The following is a 20,822-nucleotide window of genomic DNA, read 5'->3' on the forward strand; positions in this document are numbered from 1 at the left end:
TGCTCGCGATGGAGGTCAACGATAACGCGCGCTTTCTGATTTAACGCGTCGTCTTCAAGTCCATCGCGAGCATGCTCGCTCCTACAGGTGATCGGTGATCAGGCCTGCACGCTCAGGCCGTACTCAGCCGAAGCATCCTGCAACCACAACCACCAGTAATCCGAGAAGCTGCGACGGATAAGCAGTTCCCAGGTGTCTTCGGCGGTGTGGCGGATCATCAGTTGCGACTTGGCGAACACCGTGCCGACAGCCTTGCCCACCGGGAAGTTGTTGGGGTGCACGTCATAGCTGGTTGACTTCATCAGCACCTGGCGCACGTTCGGGCCGCTCAGCTCGAGGATCTGCTGGCCGCCGCTGACGTTGACGATCTGGATGTGCAGGTCGCCCAACGCTTCACGCAACTTCTTCTCGGCAGCGAACTCTTCGCCGCTCGGCACGATCAGCAGCCACTCGTCCGGGCCCATCCATTGCAGGCTGGTTTCACCCTTGACGATGACGGTCAGCGCGCCTGGCAATTCGATGCCCAGGGCCTTGTGCACACCGGCGGCGAACGCGGCGTCATGGCCATCGCCACGGATGGTGAGGTGGCCGAGGAGTTTTTTCTCGCGCACGGTCACGCCGGCGCTCTTGCGACCCTTGCCCACCAGGCTGGCGAGGTCGGCGTGATGCAGCGACGACTCGGCCTTGGCGCCGTTGGTTGGGCGTTGTTGGTAAACATTGGCTGCGGTCATAAAGCACCTTTCCTGAATTCTGTTGGTTCCTGTGGTGGCTGAACTACCGCCATCGCGAGCAGGCTCGCTCCTACAAGGGTTACGCGATCACCTGTAGGAGTGAGCCTGCTCGCGATAGCGTCGGCAGGCTCACCACAGGACCTGCGCAATTACACGTTCTGCCGTTCGCCCTTCGGATCGAAGAACACCGAAGACACGATTTCCGCCTCGATCACGCTGCCGTCCGCCAGGGGCGCGAACACACGCTCACCCATGCGGTTGAGGCCGCCCTTGACCACGCCCATGGCAAACGAATAGCCCAGGGAGTTGTGCGCGTAGCTGGAGGTCACGTGACCCACCATGGTCATCGGGATCGCCTGCTTGGTGTTGAACACCAGTTGCGCGCCTTCCGGCAGCCATACGTTCGGGTCGATCGGCTTCAGGCCAACCAGTTGTTTACGCTGGTCACGCACGCAGTCTTCACGGTTCATGCCGCGCTGGCCGATCCACGAGAACGGTTTGGTACGGCCTACGCACCAGCCCATGTTCAGGTCGTCCGGGGTCATCGAGGCGTCGGTGTCTTGCCCAACGATGATGAAGCCCTTCTCGGCCCGCAGCACGTGCATGGTTTCGGTGCCGTACGGGGTCAGGTTGTACTTCTTGCCGGCGTCGACGATTTTCTCCAGCACGCCCATTGCATAGTCGGCCTGCACGTTGACTTCGTACGACAGCTCACCGGTAAACGAGATCCGGAACACCCGCGCCGGCACACCGCCCACTTCACCCTCTTTCCAGGTCATGAACGGGAAGGCTTCGCTGCTCAGATCGATGTCAGTCACTTCGCTGAGCAGCTTGCGGCTGTTCGGCCCGGACAGGGTCATGGTCGCCCAGTGGTCGGTCACGGAGGTGAAGTACACCTTCAGGTCCGGCCATTCGGTCTGGTGGTACAGCTCCAGCCATTGCAGGACGCGAGCCGCGCCGCCAGTGGTGGTGGTCATGACGAAGTGGTTGTCGGCCAGGCATGCCGTCACGCCGTCGTCGAACACCATGCCGTCTTCTTTGCACATCAGGCCGTAACGGGCCTTGCCCACGTCGAGCTTGGTCCAGGCGTTGGTGTACACGCGGTTGAGGAACTCGCGTGCATCCGGGCCCTGGATGTCGATCTTGCCCAGGGTCGAGGCGTCCAGCAGGCCCACGCTGTCGCGCACGGCCTTGCATTCACGTTTCACGGCGGCGTGCATGTCTTCACCGGATTTCGGGAAGTACCACGGACGCTTCCACTGGCCGACGTCTTCGAACTCGGCGCCGTTCTTCAGGTGCCATTGATGCAGCGCGGTGTAGCGCACAGGTTCGAAGATGTGCCCACAGTGACGGCCGGCCACGGCGCCGAAGGTGATCGGCGTGTAGTTCGGGCGGAACATGGTGGTGCCCATCTGCGGGATGGTCACGTTCAGCGAACGGGCGGCGATGGCCAGACCGTTGACGTTACCCAACTTGCCCTGATCGGTGCCGAAGCCCAGCGCGGTGTAGCGTTTTACGTGCTCGACCGACTCGAAGCCCTCGCGGGTCGCCAGTTCGATGGCGGCGGCGGTCACGTCGTTCTGCAGGTCGACGAATTGCTTCGGCGCACGGGCAGTGTTCTTTTCATGGGGCACCTGGAACAGCGCCAGGGTTGGCTCTTCCAGGCGGGCCAGGGCTTTTGGCAAGGTCGCTTCGACCGCACCGAAACCGGCCTCGCTGGCCGCGCGCACGCCGCCTTCAAAACCATCGGCCAGGGAATCGCCCAGGCCGTAGACGCCGTTGATGCCGCCGACGCACACGCGTTTCTGCGGCGCTTCGCCCGGTACGAAACCGAGGATGTCTTCACGCCAGATCGGCTTGCCGCCCAGGTGCGAAGCCAGGTGAACCACTGGGCTATAGCCGCCGGAGCTGGCGACGATGTCGCACTCGAGCCACTCGCCAGGGCTGGTGACCTTGTGGCCTTTCACATCGATCGCGGCGACACGGGCAGCGGTGACGTGCTTGCTGCCACGGGCCTCGATCACGGCGCTGCCGGTGAGGATGCGGATGCCCTTGGCGCGTGCTTCTTCCACCAGCGCACCGCGAGGGTTGCTGCGGGCGTCGGCGATAGCGACCACTTGCAGGCTGGCGTCGAGCCAATCCAGAGCCACGCGGTAGGCGTGATCGTTGTTGGTCGACAGCACCAGTTTCTTGCCCGGTGCCACGCCGTAACGACGCACGTAGGTCGAGACTGCGCCAGCGAGCATGTTGCCCGGCACGTCGTTGTTGCCGTAGACCAGCGGACGCTCGTGGGCACCGGTCGCCAGCACCACGCGCTTGGCGCGGACACGGTGAATACGCTGACGCACCTGACCAATCGGCGCGCGATCGCCGAGGTGATCGGTCAGGCGCTCGTGAATGGTCAGGAAGTTGTGGTCGTGGTAGCCGTTGACCGTCGCACGTGGCAACAGCAGCACGTCCGGGGTGTTTTTCAGCTCGGCGATGACGCCGGCCACCCAGTCCATCGCCGGCTTGCCGTCGAGGCTTTCGCGGGAGTCGAGCAGGCTGCCGCCGAACTCTTCCTGCTCATCGGCCAGGATCACACGGGCACCGCTGCGCGCAGCCGCCAGTGCTGCAGCCAAGCCAGCAGGGCCAGCACCGACGATCAGCACGTCGCAGTGCTGGTTCATATAGTCGTAGGTGTCCGGATCGTTCTCGGTCGGCGAGCGGCCAAGACCTGCGGCCTTACGAATGTACTTCTCGTAGGTCATCCAGAACGATTGCGGATACATGAAGGTTTTGTAGTAGAAGCCCGGTGGCATCAGCTTGCCGCCGACCTTGCCGAGAATCCCCATCATGTCGTTGTTCACGCTCGGCCAGCCGTTGGTGCTGGTGGCGACCAAACCTTGGTACAGCGCCTGTTGCGTGGCGCGCACGTTCGGGATCTGCGTGGCTTCGGTGGCGCCGATCTGCAGCACCGCGTTCGGCTCTTCGGCACCGGCGGCGAAGATGCCGCGCGGACGGGAATACTTGAAGCTGCGCCCAATGATGTCGACGCCGTTGGCCAGCAGTGCAGCGGCCAGGGAGTCGCCTTCGAAGCCTTTGTAGCTCTGGCCGTTGAAGGTGAAGCTCAACACTTTGTTGCGGTCGATCCGTCCGCCGTTGGACAGGCGATTGATCTGGCTCATACCTTCTCTCCCAGAGCCGTGCTGGCCGCTTTCGGGCTATCGGTCTTGTCGGTGAATTGTGGCTTGGTGCCGATCTTGTAGGTTTCGAGAATCTCGTAGGTCACGGTGTCGCGGGTGACGTTGAAGTACTGACGGCAACCGGCAACGTGATCCCACAGCTCGTGGTGCAGGCCGCGAGGGTTATCGCGGAAGAACATGTAGTCGCCCCACTCCTCGTCGGTGCAGCTGTTGGGGTCCAGTGGGCGCGGGATGTGCGCCTGGCCGGATGCATGGAATTCCTCTTCGGAGCGCAGTTCGCCGCAGTGAGGACAGAAGATATGCAACATGGGGATTTCTCCTGTTAGTGGGCAACCGCAGCAGCGCCGTGTTCATCGATCAACGCACCGCTGTGGAAGCGGTCGATGGAGAAAGGTGCGGCCAATGGGTGCATTTCACCCTTGGCAAGGCTCGCGGCAAACACGTTGCCCGAGCCAGGTGTGGCCTTGAAGCCACCGGTGCCCCAACCGCAGTTGAAGAACATGTTCGGTACCGGGGTTTTCGAAATGATCGGGCACGCATCCGGGGTGGTATCGACGATGCCGCCCCACTGACGGTTCATGCGTACGCGCGACAGGACCGGGAACATCTCGACGATGGCCTGGATGGTGTGCTCGATCACCGGGTACGAACCACGCTGGCCGTAGCCGTTGTAGCCGTCGATACCGGCGCCGATCACCAGGTCGCCCTTGTCGGACTGGCTGATGTAGCCGTGCACGGCGTTGGACATGATCACGCTGTCGATGATCGGCTTGATCGGCTCGGACACCAGCGCTTGCAGCGGGTGGGATTCGAGCGGCAGACGGAAGCCGGCGAGCTTGGCCATGTGCCCGGAGTTACCGGCGGTGACCACACCGACGCGCTTGGCGCCGATGAAGCCCTTGTTGGTTTCCACGCCGATGCACACGCCGTTTTCCTTGCGAAAGCCGGTCACTTCGGTCTGCTGGATCAGGTCCACGCCCAAGGCATCGGCGGCACGGGCAAAGCCCCAGGCCACGGCATCGTGACGGGCCACGCCGCCGCGACGCTGGACGGTGGCGCCCATCACCGGGTAGCGGGTGTTCTTCGAGCAGTCCAGGTACGGAATCTCGTCCGCCACCTGCTTGGCGTTGAGCAGTTCGCCGTCGACGCCGTTGAGGCGGTTGGCGCTGACCCGACGCTCGGAATCACGGATGTCCTGCAGGGTGTGGCACAGGTTGTAGACGCCGCGCTGGGAGAACATCACGTTGTAGTTCAGGTCCTGGGACAGGCCTTCCCACAGCTTCATCGCGTGTTCGTACAGGTGCGCCGACTCGTCCCACAGGTAGTTGGAGCGAACGATGGTGGTGTTGCGCGCGGTGTTACCGCCGCCCAGCCAGCCCTTTTCGACCACGGCCACGTTGGTGATGCCGTGCTCCTTGGCCAGGTAGTAGGCGGTCGCCAGACCATGCCCGCCACCGCCGACGATGACCACGTCGTAGACCTTTTTCGGGGTCGGCGTGCGCCACATGCGCTGCCAGTTTTCATGGTGGCTGAGAGAGTGTTTGAAGAGGCCGAAGCCCGAGTAGCGTTGCATAGTCATTTACTCCAAAACCGACTCAGCGATAAACCGGGAAGTCTGCGCACAGGGCCGAGACTTGCTGGGCAACGTTGGCTTCGACATCGGCATCGCCGAGGTTGTCGAGGATGTCGCAGATCCAGCCGGCCAGGGTGATGCACTGCGCAACCTTGAAGCCGCGGGTGGTCACCGCCGGGGTGCCGATGCGCAGGCCGGAGGTGACGAACGGCGACTGTGGATCGTTCGGCACGGCGTTCTTGTTCACGGTGATGTGGGCGCGACCGAGGGCTGCGTCTGCGTCTTTGCCGGTGAGGCCCTGACGGATCAGGCTGACGAGGAACAGGTGGTTATCGGTACCGCCGGACACTACATCGTAGCCACGTTTGATAAATACGCTCGCCATGGCCTGGGCGTTGTCGATCACTTGCTGCTGGTAGGCCTTGAAGCCTGGCTCCAGCGCTTCCTTGAAGCACACGGCCTTGCCGGCGATCACGTGCATCAGCGGGCCGCCCTGGGCGCCGGGGAATACGGCAGCGTTGAGCTTCTTCTCGATTTCTTCGTTGGACTTGGCCAGGATCAGGCCGCCACGCGGACCGCGCAGGGTCTTGTGGGTGGTGGTGGTGACCACGTCGGCGTACGGCAGCGGGTTCGGGTACAGGCCGGCAGCGACCAGACCGGCCACGTGGGCCATGTCGACGAACAGCAGCGCGCCCACCTTGTCGGCGATCTGACGGAAGCGCGGGAAGTCGAGGGTCTTGGAGTAGGCGGAGAAACCGGCCACGATCATTTTCGGCTTGTGCTCGACGGCCAGGCGCTCCACTTCGTCGTAATCGATCAGGCCGGTCTTGGTGTCGATACCGTATTGAACGGCGTTGTACAGCTTGCCCGAGGACGACACTTTGGCGCCGTGGGTCAGGTGACCGCCGTGGGCCAGGCTCATGCCCAGGATGGTGTCGCCGGCTTGCAGCAGGGCCAGGTACACGGCGCTGTTGGCGGAGGAGCCGGAGTGCGGTTGGACGTTGGCGTAATCGGCGCCGAACAGTTGCTTGGCGCGCTCGATGGCCAGGGCTTCAACCTTGTCCACGTGCTCGCAGCCGCCGTAGTAACGCTTGCCCGGATAGCCTTCGGCGTACTTGTTGGTCAGGCCGCTGCCTTGCGCTTCCATGACGCGCTTGCTGGTGTAGTTCTCTGACGCGATCAGTTCGATGTGATCTTCCTGACGTTGCTCCTCGGCATTCATCGCCGCCAGCAGTGCATCGTCATAACCCTGGATCTGGTCTTTCTTGCTGAACATCGCGTCTCTCCCAGCGGCATCTGTGCGCCATTCGTCTCGGTAAGGCACCGCGTTGCGGCAGTGCCCTTTGATAGCGATGGTATGACCGAGGCACGCAGGTCAAATGCCTATGGGCGCCACGCAAAGGTGCGTTTACGACATGGGTAGAAAACGCCGGATAGCCACTCTCCTCAATCTTGCGCAGAACCCTTGTAGGAGTGAGCCTGCTCGCGATTGCGGCGGGTCAGGCGGCATTGACGTTGGATGTGCCGCCGTCATCGCGAGCAGGCTCGCTCCTACAGGGTTATGCGAGAACCTGTCGTAATGCCAGCAACACAAGGAAATGCACGGGATACAGGGCATACGCCCAGCGTCGCATCGGTGGTGCTTTTACGCCCTGGGCATGTCGCAAAAGGAACAGCCCCAGCCATGGCGCAATCAGACAAGTGGCCACCGCCGCCATCGCCACGTGATTGCCCAGGCGAATGGAGTAATACAGCACCTGCCATTGGTTGGCGGCCAGGCACACCAGCCCCGGCAGCAGGGCGAAATACCCGGGGCGACGAATCACCAGCAGCGTCGCCAATGGCAACAGCACGCCGAAGAAACCGAACATCAGCCGTGATGTAAACAGCGCCGCCAGTACCAGCGCCGCGACCGCCAACAGTCGTGCCTGAAGATGGCGACATTGCCAGCCACGCACCACCAACAAGCCCAGCGCCAGCGTCGGCAGCACATTCAGGGTGTCGGGATTGGGCAGGAACAACCGATAGGGCATTTCGCTGACCGCGCTGAACAGCACCAGCCAGCCCAGGTAGCGCCATTGCCCGCTTGTCGCCGCAGGCACTCGCGCCAGATTCGCCGCCATCGCCAGGCAAAACCACGGGAACGCCAGACGCCCCGGCACATAGAGCCAATCGGCGGAATAACCGACATAGCGCAGGTGATCGAGGACCATGCACAACAGTGCCAGCCACTTGAGCAGATCCAGTGCACCGTCGCGCTGCTTTAAGTGCGTAGACATGTGCATAATTGCCCGGCGCCCAGCGTAATTTTCTGACAGTGACATCCCGCGTGCTCCCCGGATGATCTTCGGTAGAGTGCCCACCCTCATTGACCACGGGACGCCTCACCATAGGCGTCTCGACCACGGAAGCAGGCCATGACCGACAAGAGCCAACAATTCGCCAGCGACAACTATTCCGGCATTTGCCCTGAAGCCTGGGCCGCCATGGAACAGGCCAACCATGGCCACCAGCGCGCCTACGGCGACGACGAGTGGACCGCTCGCGCGTCCGACGATTTCCGCAAACTGTTCGAAACCGACTGCGAAGTGTTTTTCGCCTTCAACGGCACCGCCGCCAACTCCCTGGCCCTGTCGTCGCTGTGCCAGAGTTACCACAGCGTGATCTGCTCGGAAACCGCCCACGTCGAAACCGACGAATGCGGTGCCCCGGAATTCTTCTCCAACGGCTCCAAACTGCTGATCGCCGGCACCGAAAACGGCAAGTTGACCCCGGACTCGATCCGCGAAATCGCCCTCAAGCGCCAGGACATCCATTACCCCAAGCCCCGCGTCGTGACCCTGACCCAGGCCACCGAAGTCGGCAGCGTCTACACCCCGGACGAAGTGCGCGCCATCAGCGCGACCTGCAAGGAGCTGGGCCTGCACCTGCACATGGACGGCGCACGCTTCTCCAATGCCTGCGCGTTCCTCGGCTGCTCCCCGGCCGACCTGACCTGGAAAGCCGGCGTCGACGTACTGTGCTTCGGCGGCACGAAAAACGGCATGGCGGTGGGCGAGGCGATCCTGTTCTTCAACCACGACCTGGCGGAAGACTTCGACTATCGCTGCAAACAGGCCGGGCAACTGGCTTCAAAGATGCGTTTCCTGTCGGCACCCTGGGTCGGCATCCTGGAAAACGACGCCTGGCTCAAATACGCCCGCCACGCCAACCACTGCGCGCAGCTGCTGGCCGAACTGGTCAGTGACATCCCGGGCGTGGAACTGATGTTCCCGGTACAGGCCAACGGCGTGTTCCTGCAACTCTCGGAACCGGCCATCGCCGCCCTCACCGCCAGGGGCTGGCGCTTCTACACCTTCATCGGCAAGGGCGGCGCCCGCTTCATGTGCTCGTGGGATACCGAAGAAGAGCGTGTACGCGAGTTGGCCCGCGACATCCGTGAAGTGATGTCCCACTAACCCTCCACGCAGCCTGAGGTAAATCAATTCTGTAGGAGCAAGGCTTGCCCGCGATAGCGACCTCAAGATCGCCATCGCGGGCAAGCCTTGCTCCCACAAAAAGCGTCTTGGTCTACATTGTCTGGCGAGCCGTACAGACAACAATAACCAGGAGCGTACGCATGTCATTGCAAGGCAAAACCCTGTTCATCACCGGCGCCAGCCGTGGCATCGGGCGCGAGATCGCGCTGCGGGCCGCGCGGGATGGCGCCAATATCGTTATCGCTGCCAAAAGCGCCGAACCGCATCCCAAACTGCCGGGCACGATCCATAGCGTGGCCAAGGAAGTCGAGGCTGCGGGAGGCAAGGCACTGGCCCTGCAGGTGGATGTGCGAGATGAAGAGGCCGTGCATCAAGCCCTCGCCCAGGCCAATGAACATTTCGGCGGCATCGATGCCTTGGTCAACAACGCCGGGGCGATCAAGTTGACCGGGGTGCAGCACATCGAACTCAAGCGCTTCGACCTGATGCACCAGATCAACACCCGTGCGGTGCTGCTGTGCAGCCAGGCCGCTTTGCCTTACCTGAAACAGTCCAAAGGCCACATTCTCAACCTGTCGCCGCCACTGAACCTGGCGACCAAATGGTTCGCGCAATACAGCCCCTACACCGTCACCAAGTACGGCATGAGCATGCTGACGGTGGGCATGAGCGAGGAATTCAAAAATTACGGCATCAGCGTCAACTCACTGTGGCCGCAGACGATGATTGCCACGGCGGCGATCGAGTTTCAGTTGGGGTCGCGGGAGTCGTTCAAGCATGCGCGCACGCCGGCAATCATGGCCGATGCCGCCCATTTGATTTTGAGCAGCACAGAGCGCAGCCTGACCGGGCAATTGTTGATCGATGAGCAAGTGCTGCGGGAAAACGGCGCAACCGAGTTCGAGCACTACCGATTTGCGCCTGACAGCAGCGACAAGCTGATGCCGGACCTGTTTATCGACTAAAAAACACCACAACCCCCTGTAGGAGCGAGCCTGCTCGCGATGGACGACAGAACAACGCGGGGCATCAGGCTTCCCGCGTTATCGTTGACGTCCATCGCGAGCAGGCTCGCTCCTACAGGGTGGGTTATTCGGTACGGTTAATACTCGATCCGCACATCCCCCTTCGGAATGCTGCAGCACGACAGGATGAACCCTTCGGCCTCGTCGTCCTCGGTAATCCCGCCGTTGTGATCCATCTCCACTTCGCCACCCAGCTTGAGCACCTTGCAGGTGCCGCAGATGCCCATGCCGCAGGCTTTCGGGATCATCAGGCCGACCTTGGCGGCGGCGGCATGCACGGTCTCGCCCGGTGCCACGCGGATGCTCTTGCCCGAGGCGGTGAATTCCACCTGATGCAAATCCGCTGCATCGAGTTCCGGTGCCTCGGCGGCTTGTTCGGCATGCTCCACGGCGTCGGCGCGGGCCTCGGGCGGGGTCGCGCCGAAGGATTCCTCGTGGTAGTGCTTCATGTTGAAGCCGGCATTTTCCAGCAGGCGCTTGACCGCGTTCATGTAAGGCGTCGGGCCGCAGCAGAACACTTCGCGTTCGAGGAAGTCAGGAACCATCAGTTCCAGCATCTTGTGGTTCAGGTAGCCGCGATAACCGGCCCATGGCTCACCGAACCCGTGTTTTTCACAGATCAGGTGCAGGCTGAAGTTTTCGATCCGCGCCGCCATGTGTTCCAGCTCGCGGTGGTAAATGATGTCCTTCGGTGAGCGGGCGCTGTGGATAAACGCCATGTCGACATTGCCGTTGGTGTCGAAGAACCAGCGCGCCATGGACATGCACGGCGTGATGCCCACGCCGCCGCTGAGGTACAGCACTTTCGGGTTCGGGAAGTCCATGGCGTTGAACAGCCCGACCGGGCCGTGCACTGCCAGTTCGTAGCCTTCATGCAGGGTGTCGTGCAGCCAGTTCGAGACCTTGCCGCCCGGCACGCGCTTGATCGTCACGGAGAAGCTGTACGGTACCGACGGCGAGCTGGAAATGGTGTAGGAACGCATGACCTGCTGGCCGTCGATCTCCAGCTCCAGGGTGACGAACTGCCCCGGTTTAAAGAAGAACATGATCGGCTGGTCGGCCATGAAGCAGAAGGTGCGCACGTCCCAGGTTTCCTGGATGACTTTGACGCAACGGACGATGTGCCGGCCATTGGCCCAGGTCTGCGTGGTAACAGGGTTCAGGAAGTTGTTGGACATGCTCATCTCCACGGCCGACTGTCGGCCTTCATGTTGGCGATTCTGCGTATAGCGCGAACCACCCATTTACCTATCTGCGACATTGACATGCTTATCGCGACCAGCCGCCAACCACCGGGCCTTGCGCGTCGGGAACAGATTGCATCATGTCGCCCATGGATAAGGTTCTGGCCTGCGCCGGCCCCACACTCGCCCCATACCAAGACACGACCTTAAACACCTTGCGTAGCAACCCTGATTAGCCACTTTCGCCGGCCACGCAGATGGCCTTGAGGATTAAACGATGGACGTCACTACTACCCTGAGCCTGGGCGATCCGCTGGAACCCGCACGCAAGGCCACCGCGCAGATGCTGCAGGAGCGCGAGCGCACCTTCTCGCTGCCACAGCCGTTCTACACCGACGAGCGCCTGTTCGACATCGACATGCAGGAGATTTTCCAGAAAGAGTGGCTGATCGCCGGCATGACCTGCGAGATCCCGGCCAAGGGCAACTACATGACCCTGCAGGTTGGCAAGAACCCGATCATCGTGATCCGCGGTGCCGATGGCGTGGTGCATGCCTTCCATAACGTCTGCCGTCACCGTGGCTCGCGCCTGTGCACCAGCGACAAGGGCAAGGTCGCCAAACTGGTTTGCCACTACCACCAGTGGACCTACGAACTCGACGGGCGCCTGCTGTTCGCCGGCACCGAGATGGGCGCCGACTTCGACATGAAGCAGTACGGCCTGAAACCGGTGAACGTGAAGACCGCTGGCGGCTACATCTTCATCAGCCTGGCGGAAAACCCACCGGCCATCGATGAGTTCCTGGCGACGCTGACCCATTACATGGAACCGTACGACATGGAAAACACCAAGGTGGCGGTGCAAACCACCTTGATGGAAAAGGCCAACTGGAAACTGGTGCTGGAAAACAACCGCGAGTGCTACCACTGCGGCGGCTCGCACCCTGAGCTGTTGAAAACCCTGCTGGAATGGGACGACGTCACCGACCCGCGCGCCGACCAGGCGTTCAAGGATCACGTCGCCGCCTCCGCCGCTGCCTGGGAAGCCGAGAAGATCCCTTACGCCCACGCCAGCTTCGGCCTGCGCAACCGCATCGTGCGCATGCCGCTGCTCAAGGGCACCGTGTCGATGACCATGGACGGCAAACAGGGCTGCGCCAAGCTCATGGGCCGCATCAAGAACCCGGATCTGGGCTCGATGCGCATCCTGCACCTGCCGCACTCCTGGAACCACTGCATGGGCGATCACATCATCGTCTTCACCGTGTGGCCGATCAGCGCCCAGGAAACCATGGTCACCACCAAGTGGCTGGTGCACAAGGACGCCGTGGAAGGCGTGGACTACGACGTGGAACGCATGCGCCAGGTCTGGGACGCCACCAACGACCAGGACCGTCGCCTGGCCGAAGAGAACCAGCGCGGCATCAACTCCACCGCGTACCAGCCAGGTCCGTACTCCAAGACTTATGAGTTTGGCGTGGTGAACTTCATCGACTGGTACAGCGGTCGCATGCTGAACAACCTGGGCGCCGAGCCTGCGCCGTACCTCAAAGGCGTTGCGGTCAGCGGCTGACCCCTCCCCCTGTAGGAGCGAGCATGCTCGCGATGGATGCATGAACACCGCGGATAGCCAGACACCCCGCGTCATCGTTCACGTCCATCGCGAGCATGCTCGCTCCTACAAGTGGATTAGTGTTCGACACAGGTCCACTGTGGGAGCGAGCCTGCTCGCGAAGGCTCCTTCCCATGCAACGAATCCCCACCTGAAACCCCACCGCCTCAGAACTGTACGAAATATGATCTATTCCGTTCAGCGCTAAGCCCCACAAGGCCCCCAGCCTTCCGCAAACAAGTTATCCACACCTCCACCCACAGCAAATGGGGACAACTGTGGAAAGCTCGCCAACTTTCTCCACAGAAACCGAAGAAAATCCGTGACTTATTCAGAACGACGGTTTTCTCCGGCACCTGATCATTTATTGATCAAATCTCTGAAGCGCACGTAATACGTAGCCTGCAGCGTATGACGAACACCTTATCCACAGAAGCACCAACAGACTTTGGGGGCAACTTCACGGGCATTGTGGAAAACCGCTGAAGGCCGCGAATTCCCTGAGCTTTCAGGGTGCAAACCCGGCCAGAACCGGCCGATTGAACGTTTTTTGATCAAACCCTCGAAAGCCACGGTTTATATGGGCTACAGCGGTAAGCGAACATCTTATCCACAGAAGCGCCAACAGAGATTGGGGGCAAGTCCCACACTTATCCTCCGAAAAAACCTATGAAAAACCGCCACTTAGACTGGTTGTTTTTTGAACAAAGGCCTGCAGACCACGATTCACAAGGGGTTTAGCAAGGGGAGAACACGTTATCCACAGAACCGCCAACAGGGATTGTGGGTAAATTGTTTTATTGTCGTGTTCAAGATCATGACGTGCGGATGTTGTGAGAGTCGGTAGGAAGAGAACTGCTTTGGGGCATTTGAATTCTGATTTCTGAATTCTTAGGTGCGCTCACTATGACTTCACCCAGCTCTTGTGTTGCAGAACGGCCAATTGCATTGCGCTGGATAATGGTTCTACCCAAACGGGTATTTTTGAGCGTCTTTGCAACACCATGAACTGCTCTTATCCCATTACCCGCACTCACTAACGCGGCGCCCACATTAAAAACAGCCTCTCCAGCTGCGTGTCCCGCTACGCGCATTGCTGTTCCGGTTGTCATTCCAGCGTAACCAACATTGGATACCACGGTCGCGTATCCCAATACGCCGCGCGGCCGAGAACGAAAAAGAGCAGTTGCGATATTTTCCGTATGCCCGGCGACGGCTTCCAAAGCTCCAATCAAACTACCAATCGCCGAGAAGAACCGCCCTGACGGATCTTCGCGATTGACGGGATCGCCTCCACAATAGGCATAGGCGTTAACTCCACCCTTATCAAAAGGGCTTAGTCGATCCGGGCCGTGAAACCGCATCAACACCGGGTTATAGATTCGATGCCCATTGCCAAGGTAGTACCACCCGAAAGAGCGCTCCTGGAGCTGCCCGTTGAAGCCCAAATGTGTATCCATCTCAAGGGGCGCGCCACGCAAACCATGGACGGTATAGGCGAAGTGGTTCGGAGCATTGCGGTGCAATTGGGCGAGGATGTTTTGCTGCAGATCGGTGGCCAATAACAGCGTCTGTAATTCGCCGGGATCCGTCGATACAGAATATTTTGTTTGATGGGAAGCGGGCATTCGGGCGGCCTCATACAAATTCGTATGAATTGCTACGCAGTGAGTAAATGAACAATTCACTCAGTTCAAATTACATGCACCTCTTAATGAGCCTAACAAAGGCTTTGGGGAACCGACACTAACAGTTCTGATAGGGTCCCCTTACGGTCTGGGCCCAAACACCAGTCAGAAGTCAGACCTTGTTGAAACAAGACCGCCCCGCCTCGATATCCAGATTCAGTTCGAAGTCATCGAACGCTCGCCAGCCCAGCAGCACCGACGGCACATACCGCCCTCGCACCAAAGACGGCGGGATGGTGAAGCCCGGGTAGTACTTGTAGGTGATCGGCAGGCTGTGGCCGGGCAGGTTCAGTACGCCCTTGAAGGTTTGGTAGCGTTGTCTGTCGGCGGTATCGAGCGGGGAGTTGCCGGGGGTGAGTGTCTGCACCACGTTGACCTGTTCACCGGGCAAGGCGGAGGTCAGGTAGTCGACATTGCCGGTATCGACGATGGCCTGGGTCGTGTGGTTATCCAGGCTGGCGGCGATGGTCAGTCGCTGGTTGAGGTCCATGCGGGTGTAGGTAATCGGCGAGTCGCAGCGCGCGGAAGGCAGTGGATTGAGTTCCAGTGTCTTGCGGGTGATTTTCAGCCGCCCCAACTTGCTGATCAGGTCCAGCCCCAGCAGGTTATCCCGGTCGCTGACGAACACCAGCACGTTCCTGATTTCGCTTGAGCCGATCTTCAGCGACTCGATGACCCCAAGCCTGGCCGACAGATTGTCCTCGCCGTAGTACGTGCTGTAGGCGTAATGGGAGTCGGTCAGCAACTTGATCCCCATCGCCCTCGCGGTGTCGGCATTGACCCGGGTTTGCGGCGCCCCCGTATCGAGGACGAATCGCGCCGAATGCCCATTGGCGGCACTGACGTCGATGAACGGCAGTACCTCCTGCGCGATGAAATGCTCGCTGGCGTAGGGATGAAGCTTCAGTACCTCACGCTGCGCCGCTCGCTTGACCCTGAAATCTCCTGTGGTGCGCAGGATGGCGAGGGACTGCTCGCCGAACATCGAGAACAGCACGTTCAGCTCGGGATCGGCCTTGATGGCCCGGGCGTGTCGGCGGTTGATCGCCTGGTAGTAATCCGGCAGCTGGTTGGCGGCTTTGAGCTCGAACATGCGGGCGGTGACTGTCACGGAGCAGTCGAGGTTTTTCCCCGGCTCCGCCACCAGGTCGCAATGCTCGCGCAATTGCGCCAGGGAGGCTTTCTGCCCTTGCTCCGAGGCCAGCCATTGGTAAAAGTCAGGCGCGGCCGACGGGCTGGCGGCCAGCAATCCCGTGGACACCAGGGCAACCCAGGCAAGGAGCAATCGCTTCAGCGGCTTCATGGCCAACCCACTCATAAAAACCGGGTTTTATGAACAAGCGCTGAAACTCTGAAAGCTCCCGTAACTGCGTGCCGCACCCTGACCAGCGCACTATGAAAATGTAGCTCAGCCTGAGGGATGGAACGCTCTTTGTGGGAGCAAGGCTTGCCCGCGATGGCGATCTTGCTGGCGCCATCGCGGGCAAGCCTTGCTCCCACAGGTCCGAGTTGGGCGCCTAGGGCCGATACATCAGGTAGGCCTCGCCGGTGACCCGAATCATCGGGTGCGGCGTGATCTGGCAGGTGTCGACGATGCGAAACCCGTGGCGCTCGTAGAAGCGCCGGGCGCCGGTGTTGGCGGCGTAGTCAATCAGGCTCAGGCCATTGAGCCCGAGCTGGTTGGCGCGGTCGTAGGCGTAGGCGAGAAATTGCTTGCCCAGGCCCTGATTGCGCCAGCCTTCATGCAGGGCGAGGCTGGAGATGTACAGGGTGTCGGGGATTTCCATGGTCGCGTAGGGCGCCAGCACCGGGTCGGTGACCGGTTCGGCGAACGGGTCATGGCGCATCACGTAGCTGTGCATCATGCCGATGACTTCGCCGTTACTCTCGGCAATCAGGCAGTTCTGGTAAGAGAAATCCACGTTGTCACGAGCGTAGCGGATAGCTCCCACGTCGAGCAGATCCTGGCCCGGTTCTGCGATCTGGCTCCAGATGTAGTCTGAAGCACCTTCGGATGAAATCTGGAACAGGCGCGCAATCTCCCGCGCATCCGCGCGGACGGCGGAACGAAATTCAACTGACATTGTTTCCTCATTAATTCTGGAAATGCGCCCCCCTGTAGGAGCGAGCTTGCTCGCGATGGACGCAAGAACACCGCGGGGTATCAGTCACCCCGCGTAATCGTTGACCACCATCGCGAGCAGGCTCGCTCCTACAGGAGACTTGCGTTAGCGAACCACGCCTTCTTCGATCAGAAGTTTGAGGATCGCTTCAGCCCCAGCTTGCGCCGTAACGCCCTTGAGCACTTGTCCCCCTCCGCCACTGGCTTTCGCCGTTGCGGCTTTCATCCGGTCGGCGCCGCTCTTGGCCTTGATCACTTTCAGGCGCTTGGGTCGTGGCTTGGCCGTTTGCAAGGTGGCGACCGCCAGCAGTTCGTCGTCGACCACTTCCACTTCATCGGCCTGCAAAACCCCACGGCGAGCCGGGCCGTAGGCGCTTTGCCGTGGCTTGGGCGCAGCGTTATCCACAGTCGCCAGGAACGGCAGGCGCACTTTCAGGCGACGACGTTGGCCACGGGGCAACGCCTGCAGCACCAGCGCCGAACCACCGTCGATGGATTCGACCTGCGCCAGCCCCACCACCAACGGCCAGCCCAGGCCTTCGGCCAGCAGGAACGGCAGCATGCCCGAACCTTCGCCGGTTTCCGCCTGGCTGCCGGTCAAAACCACTTGCGCTCCGGCATCGCGAAGATACGAAGTCAACGCCGGCAGCGCATCCGCGCCCTCGGGCTGTTCCAGCACGTGAAGCTGTTCCAGGCCCATACCCAGATAAGCCCGCAGTGCAGGCTCGGCGACGTCGCCTGCATGCAGCACCTGCAAGTTATCCCCAGCCAGTTGCAAGCCCAGTTCCACCGCCCGCGCATCCTGTTCCGCGCGACGGGGCCGGCCGGAAGTCGGGTGGGCGCCGATGGACACCAGGCTGATGATTTTCGTGCTCATAACCCTTTCCTTCCCTTAAGCCGCATCGCGCTTGGCGTCGTTGCGGTAGGCCTCTACCGCCGCGATCAAGGCGCGAAGAATCTCGGCGCTCTCGCCGATCACCGACAGGTCGGCCCGTTTGATCATGTCGCAGCCAGGGTCGAGGTTGATCGCCACCACCTTGTCGCAGGCACCGATGCCTTGCAGGTGCTGGATCGCCCCGGAAATCCCCACCGCCACGTAGACCCGTGCGGTAACCCAGGTCCCGGACGCGCCGACCTGGCGGTCGCGGGCCATGAAACCATCGTCCACCGCCACCCGGGAGGCACCCTCGGTAGCGCCGAGGGCAGCAGCCGTCTGGTGGAACAGCTCCCAGTCCTTGACCCCGTTGCCGCCAGAGAAGATGAACTCCGCTTCGGCCATCGGAATCGCTGCCGGGTCCACCGCCACCGCGCCCAGATCCTCGATGCGCGACAAGCTGCGCGCGACGGCTGTGGATAACTCTACCGGCAAGGCTTCGTGGCGGGTTTCGCTGACCGGCTCGGCGCATTCGACGGCGCCCAGAATCAGGCGTGCCAATGGACGGGCGAGGTCTTGCAAACCGGCGCCAGCACGGCCGGTGCAGGTCTCGTCCTTGACCTGCCAGACCCGCGTGGCCGGGCGTTCGCCCAAGGCCGCGGCAAAGCGTCGACCCAGTTCACCACCGCCAGTGCGGCTGTCCGGCAACAACCAGTGACGCGGGCTGAACTGGTTATCCACAGCCCGCAGGCCCTGGACTCGTTGCTCCGGTGCATAACCGCTGAATTCTTCGCCTTCCAATACCAGCAGGCGGTCGACGCCGGCTGTGGAAAACGCGTTTTCCTTGTGCTCGCCGAAGACCACCGCCAGCACCGCGCCGTCCTTGCCGGCCAGTTGATGGGCCAGGCCCAGCAAATCCTTGTCGTGGCTGCTCAAGCGGCCACCGACCATGTCCGGCACCACGCTGATGTAGAACGCCGGTGCAGGCACCTGATGCAGCGGCAATTGCACTTCAACGGCAGCCGAGCGCTTGGCCGAGCCACCCTGTTGCGCGCCGCTGCGGTCGATACGCTTGATCCCGTTCGGCCCGATAAAGCCGATGCCATGCAGATTCTTGCGGATGATGCCGTTGGGGCCCATCCAGCTGTGTTGCGCCGGTTGCATGGCCGCATGCAGAGGGTGCAGGCGGTTACGGGCGATCCATTCGGCGCGGGGGTCGCGGCGGATAATGTCGCTCATCAGTGCACCTCCGCGGGTTCACGTTTGGCCGGCGTGGCCGACTTTGCGGCCTGGTCTTCCAGCAACGCGTCAGCCACCAGCTCGGCGATGTCCTTGATCAGTGGCCGTGGTTCGACCACGCCTTCGAGCATCGCGGTGCATTGTGGACAACCCACAGCCACCAGTTCGGCGCCGGTCTCGCGGATGTCTTCCATGCGCATGTCAGGAATCCGTTGCTTGCCCGGAATGTCGGTGATCGGCGCCCCACCGCCACCGCCGCAGCAGCGCGAACGGAAACCGGAGCGTTGCATTTCCTTGACCTCGATACCGAGGGCACGCAGGACCTGACGCGGCGCTTCGTACTCGCCGTTGTAGCGGCCCAGGTAGCACGGGTCGTGATAGGTCACGCTGTCGCCTTTGTGCTGGCCGAGGTTCAGGGCGCCGGCCTCGATGATTTCCGCCATGTAGGTGCTGTGGTGCTGCACCAGGTAGTTGCCGTCGAAGGCGCCGTACTCGTTTTTCAGCACATGGAAGCTGTGCGGATCGCAGGTAACGATGCGGTTGAAGCTGTACTTGGCCAGGGTCTGGATGTTGCGCTTGGCCAGCAACTGGAAGGTCGCTTCGTCGCCCAGACGGCGAGCCACGTCGCCGCTGTCGCGCTCTTCGAGGCCGAGCACCGCGAAATCGATCTTCGCCGCTTTCATCACTTTGACGAAGGCACGCAGGGTGCGCTGGTTGCGCATGTCGAAGGCGCCGTCGCCGACCCAGAACAGCACGTCGGTGGATTTCTTCTCGCTCATCAGATTGAGGTTCAGGTCCGCTGCCCAGTTCATCCGTCCGCCCGGTGCGAAGCCGCCCGGGTTGTCGGTGGCGATCAGGTTTTCCAGGACTTCGGCACCCTTGTTCGGGGTCGCGCCTTTTTCCAGGGTCAGATGACGGCGCATGTCGACGATGGCATCGACGTGCTCGATCATCATCGGGCATTCCTCGACGCAGGCGCGGCAGGTGGTGCACGACCACAGGGTCTCGGCATCCACCAGACCGTTGACGATCGGTTGATGCGGATTACCGCTGTGCTCACCAATCGCCTTGCCCGGATACGGACTGCCGGCGAACTTGGCATCGGTGCCGCCCGCCAGGCCGACGACCATGTCCTGAATCAGTTTTTTCGGGTTCAACGGTTGGCCGGCAGCGAACGCCGGGCACGCAGCCTCGCACTTACCGCACTGCACGCAGGCGTCGAAGCCGAGCAACTGGTTCCAGGTGAAATCCTTGGGTTTTTCCACGCCCAGCGGCGCGGCCGGGTCTTCCAGATCCAGCGGCTTCAAACCGGTGGAACGACCGCCGCCAAAGCGTTCAGCGCGACGGTGCCAGGCCAGGTGCAGGGCACCGCCGAAGGCGTGCTTCATCGGCCCGCCCCAGGTCATGCCAAAGAACAGTTCCGACACACCCCACAACACGCCGACACCGAGGATGACCGCCAGCAGCCAGCCGCCGAAGTTCTCCGGCAGGATGCCCGCCACCGGCAGGGTCACCAGGAAGAACGACGCCGAGAACGCCAGCAGGCTTTTCGGCAGGCGCATCCACGGGCCTTTCGACAGGCGCGAAGGCGGGTTGCATCGACGCAGGTACACGAAGATCGCACCGACGAACATCACCGCCGACATCAACAGCAGCGCGTAGCCGAGGATGCGGTTATGCAGGCCGAAACCGTGCACCAGAATCGCCAGCACGATGGACGCCACCGCGCCACCGGCCGTGGCCACGTGGGTGTTGGCGATGTATTTGTCCCGCGCCACCACGTGGTGCAGGTCGACCATGTAGCGCTTGGGCATGGCGAACAGGCCGCCGATCAGGTCGACCTTCGAGGCCCGGCCCCGGCGCCACATGTTCACCCGCCGCAACGCGCCCAGAACCGCGAGGCCCAGGGCAGCGAACAGCAGGATTGGAAGAAGGGTGTTCAACATGGTGAAGCTCCCAAAGACCTCGGGCTTAACTACCTGGATGCCTTACTCGATCCTCTATAGGAGCAAAGCTTGCTCGCGATGACGGTGTTTCTACCGACAAAGATGTGTCGGATGTTCCAACGCTATCGCGGGCAAGCCTTGCTCCTACAGGGTTATGTGCAAGC

The 20,822-nt window shown here is 61.6% G+C and carries 16 protein-coding genes; 3 read left to right on the plus strand and 13 right to left on the minus strand.

Annotated features, from left to right (window positions below):
* Positions 1-98: 98 nt before the first annotated feature.
* The 6 genes from DKY63_RS17615 to DKY63_RS17645 all read right to left on the minus strand — a co-directional run bounded on the left by DKY63_RS17615 (position 99) and on the right by DKY63_RS17645 (position 7,774).
* Positions 99-731, minus strand: a complete 633-nt coding sequence (locus DKY63_RS17615) for a sarcosine oxidase subunit gamma (RefSeq protein ID WP_110965237.1) — start codon at positions 729-731, stop codon at positions 99-101.
* 149 nt (positions 732-880) lie between these two features.
* The gene (locus tag DKY63_RS17620; RefSeq protein WP_110965238.1) at positions 881-3,898 is read right to left on the minus strand and encodes a sarcosine oxidase subunit alpha; all 3,018 of its coding nucleotides are present in this window, start codon (positions 3,896-3,898) and stop codon (positions 881-883) included.
* Complete coding sequence (locus DKY63_RS17625; protein ID WP_007980417.1) at positions 3,895-4,224, minus strand: sarcosine oxidase subunit delta; 330 nt, start codon at positions 4,222-4,224, stop codon at positions 3,895-3,897. Before DKY63_RS17625 ends, DKY63_RS17620 begins: the two co-directional genes overlap by 4 nt.
* A 14-nt stretch (positions 4,225-4,238) precedes the next feature.
* Positions 4,239-5,489 carry a sarcosine oxidase subunit beta gene (locus tag DKY63_RS17630; protein WP_110965239.1) on the minus strand — a complete coding sequence of 417 codons (1,251 nt, stop codon included), beginning with the start codon at positions 5,487-5,489 and terminating at the stop codon, positions 4,239-4,241.
* A 22-nt stretch (positions 5,490-5,511) separates the two neighbouring features.
* Complete coding sequence (gene glyA / locus DKY63_RS17635; RefSeq protein ID WP_110965240.1) at positions 5,512-6,765, minus strand: serine hydroxymethyltransferase; 1,254 nt, start codon at positions 6,763-6,765, stop codon at positions 5,512-5,514.
* 283 nt (positions 6,766-7,048) lie between these two features.
* Positions 7,049-7,774 (minus strand): TraX family protein, encoded by a 726-nt coding sequence (locus tag DKY63_RS17645; protein ID WP_110965242.1) that lies wholly within the window; start codon positions 7,772-7,774, stop codon positions 7,049-7,051.
* 132 nt (positions 7,775-7,906) lie between these two features.
* On the opposite strand from DKY63_RS17645, the gene DKY63_RS17650 reads away from it, so the two are divergent.
* Both DKY63_RS17650 and DKY63_RS17655 read left to right on the plus strand, forming a co-directional pair.
* The gene (locus tag DKY63_RS17650) at positions 7,907-8,947 is read left to right on the plus strand and encodes a low specificity L-threonine aldolase (protein WP_110965243.1); all 1,041 of its coding nucleotides are present in this window, start codon (positions 7,907-7,909) and stop codon (positions 8,945-8,947) included.
* Between the two features lie 161 nt (positions 8,948-9,108).
* A complete protein-coding gene (locus DKY63_RS17655; RefSeq protein ID WP_110965244.1) occupies positions 9,109-9,933 on the plus strand; it encodes an SDR family oxidoreductase in 825 nt (274 codons plus the stop codon).
* Between the two features lie 137 nt (positions 9,934-10,070).
* On the opposite strand, the gene gbcB is transcribed toward DKY63_RS17655, so the two are convergent.
* Positions 10,071-11,171 (minus strand): glycine-betaine demethylase subunit GbcB, encoded by a 1,101-nt coding sequence (gbcB, locus tag DKY63_RS17660; RefSeq protein ID WP_110965245.1) that lies wholly within the window; start codon positions 11,169-11,171, stop codon positions 10,071-10,073.
* Between the two features lie 283 nt (positions 11,172-11,454).
* On the opposite strand from gbcB, the gene gbcA reads away from it, so the two are divergent.
* Positions 11,455-12,750, plus strand: a complete 1,296-nt coding sequence (gbcA, locus tag DKY63_RS17670) for a glycine-betaine demethylase subunit GbcA (protein ID WP_110965247.1) — start codon at positions 11,455-11,457, stop codon at positions 12,748-12,750.
* An 854-nt stretch (positions 12,751-13,604) separates the two neighbouring features.
* On the opposite strand, the gene DKY63_RS17675 is transcribed toward gbcA, so the two are convergent.
* From DKY63_RS17675 to dgcB, 6 genes are all read right to left on the minus strand, one after another.
* Positions 13,605-14,417 (minus strand): RHS repeat-associated core domain-containing protein, encoded by an 813-nt coding sequence (locus DKY63_RS17675; protein WP_110965248.1) that lies wholly within the window; start codon positions 14,415-14,417, stop codon positions 13,605-13,607.
* A 172-nt stretch (positions 14,418-14,589) separates the two neighbouring features.
* Positions 14,590-15,780, minus strand: a complete 1,191-nt coding sequence (locus tag DKY63_RS17680; RefSeq protein ID WP_239499315.1) for a retropepsin-like aspartic protease — start codon at positions 15,778-15,780, stop codon at positions 14,590-14,592.
* A gap of 214 nt (positions 15,781-15,994) precedes the next feature.
* Positions 15,995-16,561 (minus strand): GNAT family N-acetyltransferase, encoded by a 567-nt coding sequence (locus DKY63_RS17685; protein WP_110965250.1) that lies wholly within the window; start codon positions 16,559-16,561, stop codon positions 15,995-15,997.
* A 144-nt stretch (positions 16,562-16,705) separates the two neighbouring features.
* A complete protein-coding gene (locus DKY63_RS17690; protein ID WP_110965251.1) occupies positions 16,706-17,476 on the minus strand; it encodes an electron transfer flavoprotein subunit beta in 771 nt (256 codons plus the stop codon).
* Positions 17,477-17,491: 15 nt separating this feature from the next.
* Complete coding sequence (locus tag DKY63_RS17695; RefSeq protein ID WP_110965252.1) at positions 17,492-18,712, minus strand: electron transfer flavoprotein subunit alpha/FixB family protein; 1,221 nt, start codon at positions 18,710-18,712, stop codon at positions 17,492-17,494.
* Positions 18,712-20,658, minus strand: a complete 1,947-nt coding sequence (gene dgcB / locus DKY63_RS17700; RefSeq protein WP_110965253.1) for a dimethylglycine demethylation protein DgcB — start codon at positions 20,656-20,658, stop codon at positions 18,712-18,714. The genes DKY63_RS17695 and dgcB overlap by 1 nt, the downstream gene beginning before the upstream one ends.
* Positions 20,659-20,822: the final 164 nt, after the last annotated feature.

Source organism: Pseudomonas putida (assembly GCF_003228315.1).
GTDB lineage: Bacteria > Pseudomonadota > Gammaproteobacteria > Pseudomonadales > Pseudomonadaceae > Aquipseudomonas > Aquipseudomonas putida_S.